The 4,767-nt window shown below is 53.6% G+C and carries 2 tRNA genes and 3 rRNA genes; all 5 read left to right on the top strand.

The features are described 5' to 3' along the window. A 16S ribosomal RNA gene (locus tag ACY0MJ_RS22270) occupies positions 1 to 1,065 on the top strand; the annotation flags it as partial. 90 nt (positions 1,066 to 1,155) lie between these two features. Continuing rightward, positions 1,156 to 1,232: transfer RNA gene (locus ACY0MJ_RS22265), tRNA-Ile, on the top strand. 19 nt (positions 1,233 to 1,251) lie between these two features. After that, positions 1,252 to 1,327: transfer RNA gene (locus ACY0MJ_RS22260), tRNA-Ala, on the top strand. 300 nt (positions 1,328 to 1,627) lie between these two features. Beyond that, a 23S ribosomal RNA gene (locus tag ACY0MJ_RS22255) occupies positions 1,628 to 4,507 on the top strand. Positions 4,508 to 4,645: 138 nt separating this feature from the next. Then, positions 4,646 to 4,758 (top strand): 5S ribosomal RNA (rrf, locus tag ACY0MJ_RS22250). Positions 4,759 to 4,767: the final 9 nt, after the last annotated feature.

Here is a 4,767-nt window from a genome sequence, read left to right as displayed (position 1 = left end):
GAGCTCATGACGGTACCGTAAGAATAAGCACCGGCTAACTACGTGCCAGCAGCCGCGGTAATACGTAGGGTGCAAGCGTTAATCGGAATTACTGGGCGTAAAGCGTGCGCAGGCGGTTTTGTAAGACAGGTGTGAAATCCCCGGGCTTAACCTGGGAACTGCATTTGTGACTGCAAGGCTGGAGTGCGGCAGAGGGGGATGGAATTCCGCGTGTAGCAGTGAAATGCGTAGATATGCGGAGGAACACCGATGGCGAAGGCAATCCCCTGGGCCTGCACTGACGCTCATGCACGAAAGCGTGGGGAGCAAACAGGATTAGATACCCTGGTAGTCCACGCCCTAAACGATGTCAACTGGTTGTTGGTCCTTCACTGGATCAGTAACGAAGCTAACGCGTGAAGTTGACCGCCTGGGGAGTACGGCCGCAAGGTTGAAACTCAAAGGAATTGACGGGGACCCGCACAAGCGGTGGATGATGTGGTTTAATTCGATGCAACGCGAAAAACCTTACCTACCCTTGACATGTCTGGAATTCCGCAGAGATGTGGAAGTGCCCGAAAGGGAGCCAGAACACAGGTGCTGCATGGCTGTCGTCAGCTCGTGTCGTGAGATGTTGGGTTAAGTCCCGCAACGAGCGCAACCCTTGCCATTAGTTGCTACGAAAGGGCACTCTAATGGGACTGCCGGTGACAAACCGGAGGAAGGTGGGGATGACGTCAAGTCCTCATGGCCCTTATGGGTAGGGCTACACACGTCATACAATGGCTGGTACAGAGGGTTGCCAACCCGCGAGGGGGAGCTAATCCCATAAAACCAGTCGTAGTCCGGATCGTAGTCTGCAACTCGACTGCGTGAAGTCGGAATCGCTAGTAATCGCGGATCAGCATGTCGCGGTGAATACGTTCCCGGGTCTTGTACACACCGCCCGTCACACCATGGGAGCGGGTTCTGCCAGAAGTAGTTAGCCTAACCGCAAGGAGGGCGATTACCACGGCAGGGTTCGTGACTGGGGTGAAGTCGTAACAAGGTAGCCGTATCGGAAGGTGCGGCTGGATCACCTCCTTTCTGGAAAACAGCAGTTCAATTCAAACGCCCACACTTATCGGTTGTTGGAAGATGTCGCCAGCGACGTATGCTCGCACTAGCGACCGGCCTGGGTCTGTAGCTCAGTTGGTTAGAGCACCGTCTTGATAAGGCGGGGGTCGTTGGTTCGAGACCAACCAGACCCACCATCTCCTGCATAGGGATCCGGGGGGATTAGCTCAGCTGGGAGAGCACCTGCTTTGCAAGCAGGGGGTCGTCGGTTCGATCCCGTCATCCTCCACCAACACAAATCGGACAAGATTCAACACCAAAGCGGCTTGGCTGCGAGGCCAGGCTGTTTTGTTGTTGACTGCGGCATCTGCTGCAAGTCGATCGGCTGTTCTTTAACAATTCATAGAGTCGAATCAGCGTCGTTAGCGGAAACTGCTTCATGGCAGACCGTGCCGCTAGCGACATTTTGATTGCGTCAACCAGACTTCAACTGCTGCAAGGCAATTGAAGACAACGGCATAACGCGCGAGGTGAAAGACCTCGCAAGTCCTTGAGCAACGGCGAATCCTCGTGAGAGGAGTCAAAGTTATAGGGTCAAGTGACTAAGAGCATGTGGTGGATGCCTTGGCGATTACAGGCGACGAAGGACGTGATAGCCTGCGATAAGCTTCGGGGAGCTGGCAAATAAGCTTTGATCCGGAGATTTCCGAATGGGGAAACCCACCGCGCAAGCGGTATCGCATGATGAATACATAGTCATGCGAGGCGAACCGGGTGAACTGAAACATCTCAGTAGCTCGAGGAAAAGACATCAACCGAGATTCCGAAAGTAGTGGCGAGCGAAATCGGAAGAGCCTGCTAGTGATAGCACAGAACTTAGCGGAACGACCTGGAAAGGTCGGCTACAGAGGGTGATAGCCCCGTACGCGAAAAGATCTGTGTGGTACTGAGCTAGCGAAAAGTAGGGCGGGACACGTGAAATCCTGTCTGAAGATGGGGGGACCATCCTCCAAGGCTAAATACTCGTAATCGACCGATAGTGAACTAGTACCGTGAGGGAAAGGCGAAAAGAACCCCGGGAGGGGAGTGAAATAGATCCTGAAACCGCATGCTTACAAAAAGTCGGAGCCCGCAAGGGTGACGGCGTACCTTTTGTATAATGGGTCAGCGACTTACATTCAGTGGCAAGGTTAACCGAATAGGGTAGCCGCAGGGAAACCGAGTCCGAACAGGGCGTCCAGTCGCTGGGTGTAGACCCGAAACCAAGTGATCTATCCATGGCCAGGATGAAGGTGCCGTAACAGGTACTGGAGGTCCGAACCGACTAGTGTTGCAAAACTAGCGGATGAGCTGTGGATAGGGGTGAAAGGCTAAACAAACTTGGAAATAGCTGGTTCTCTCCGAAAACTATTTAGGTAGTGCCTCGCGTATTACCTTCGGGGGTAGAGCACTGTTTTGGCTAGGGGGTCATGGCGACTTACCAAACCAAGGCAAACTCCGAATACCGAAGAGTACAGCGCGGGAGACAGAGCACCGGGTGCTAACGTCCGGACTCAAGAGGGAAACAACCCAGACCGCCAGCTAAGGTCCCTAAAATTGGCTAAGTGGGAAACGAAGTGGGAAGGCTAAAACAGTCAGGATGTTGGCTTAGAAGCAGCCATCATTTAAAGAAAGCGTAATAGCTCACTGATCGAGTCGTCCTGCGCGGAAGATGTAACGGGGCTAAGCCAGTTACCGAAGCTGCGGATGTGCGCGCAAGCGTACGTGGTAGGAGAGCGTTCTGTAAGCCTGTGAAGGTGTCTCGAGAGGGATGCTGGAGGTATCAGAAGTGCGAATGCTGACATGAGTAGCGTTAAAGCGGGTGAAAAGCCCGCTCGCCGAAAGCGCAAGGTTTTCTACGCAACGTTCATCGGCGTAGAGTGAGTCGGCCCCTAAGGCGAGGCAGAGATGCGTAGCTGATGGGAAACAGGTCAATATTCCTGTACCGATTGCAAGTGCGATGTGGGGACGGAGAAGGTTAGCTCAGCCGGGTGTTGGATGTCCCGGTTCAAGCCTGTAGTCGTGCCTGGTAGGTAAATCCGCCGGGCTGAGATGAGGGGTGACAACGAGGAGGCTTGCCTCCGAAGTGAGTGATACCCTGCTTCCAGGAAAAGCCACTAAGCTTCAGCTTGCAACGACCGTACCGCAAACCGACACTGGTGCGCGAGATGAGTATTCTCAGGCGCTTGAGAGAACTCGGGAGAAGGAACTCGGCAAATTGACACCGTAACTTCGGAAGAAGGTGTGCCCTCAGTAAGTGAAGTCCCTCGCGGATGGAGCTCAAAGGGGTTGCAAAAAATCGGTGGCTGCGACTGTTTAATAAAAACACAGCACTCTGCAAACACGAAAGTGGACGTATAGGGTGTGACGCCTGCCCGGTGCTGGAAGATTAAGTGATGGGGTGCAAGCTCTTGATCGAAGTCCCAGTAAACGGCGGCCGTAACTATAACGGTCCTAAGGTAGCGAAATTCCTTGTCGGGTAAGTTCCGACCTGCACGAATGGCGTAACGATGGCCACACTGTCTCCTCCCGAGACTCAGCGAAGTTGAAATGTTTGTGATGATGCAATCTCCCCGCGGAAAGACGGAAAGACCCCATGAACCTTTACTGTAGCTTTGTATTGGACTTTGAACGGATCTGTGTAGGATAGGTGGGAGGCTTTGAAGCCGGGACGCTAGTTTCGGTGGAGCCAACGTTGAAATACCACCCTGGTGCGTTTGAGGTTCTAACCTAGGCCCGTAATCCGGGTCGGGGACAGTGCATGGTAGGCAGTTTGACTGGGGCGGTCTCCTCCCAAAGCGTAACGGAGGAGTTCGAAGGTACGCTAGTTACGGTCGGACATCGTGACGATAGTGCAATGGCATAAGCGTGCTTAACTGCGAGACTGACAAGTCGAGCAGATGCGAAAGCAGGACATAGTGATCCGGTGGTTCTGTATGGAAGGGCCATCGCTCAACGGATAAAAGGTACTCTGGGGATAACAGGCTGATACCGCCCAAGAGTTCATATCGACGGCGGTGTTTGGCACCTCGATGTCGGCTCATCTCATCCTGGGGCTGTAGCCGGTCCCAAGGGTATGGCTGTTCGCCATTTAAAGAGGTACGTGAGCTGGGTTTAAAACGTCGTGAGACAGTTTGGTCCCTATCTTCCGTGGGCGCTGCAGATTTGAGGAAGCCTGCTCCTAGTACGAGAGGACCGGAGTGGACGCACCTCTGGTGTACCTGTTGTCACGCCAGTGGCATTGCAGGGTAGCTAAGTGCGGAAGAGATAACCGCTGAAAGCATCTAAGCGGGAAACTCGTTTCAAGATGAGATCTGCCGGGGCCTCGAGCCCCCTGAAGAGTCGTTCTAGACCAGGACGTTGATAGGCTGGGTGTGGAAGCGCAGCAATGCGTTAAGCTAACCAGTACTAATTGCTCGTGCGGCTTGACCCTATAACTTTGATCAGTCCTTGATCAAGGCTTATGCCGGGTTGAACGCAATCAAATAAAAAGCCAGGCTCGGCCTGGCTGCTGATGAAGACTCTATGAATTGGCTGTCTTGCCCGCAAAGCAAGCCGGCAAAAAGTTATGCCTGATGACCATAGCGAGGTGGTCCCACTCCTTCCCATCCCGAACAGGACAGTGAAACGCCTCTGCGCCGATGATAGTGCGGATTCCCGTGTGAAAGTAGGACATCGTCAGGCTGTTATAGC

The sequence above is a fragment of the Ramlibacter sp. bp-362 genome (assembly GCF_054956735.1).
Note: the sequence above shows the minus strand (reverse complement) of the source record. Positions and strands in the feature narration are given on the sequence as shown.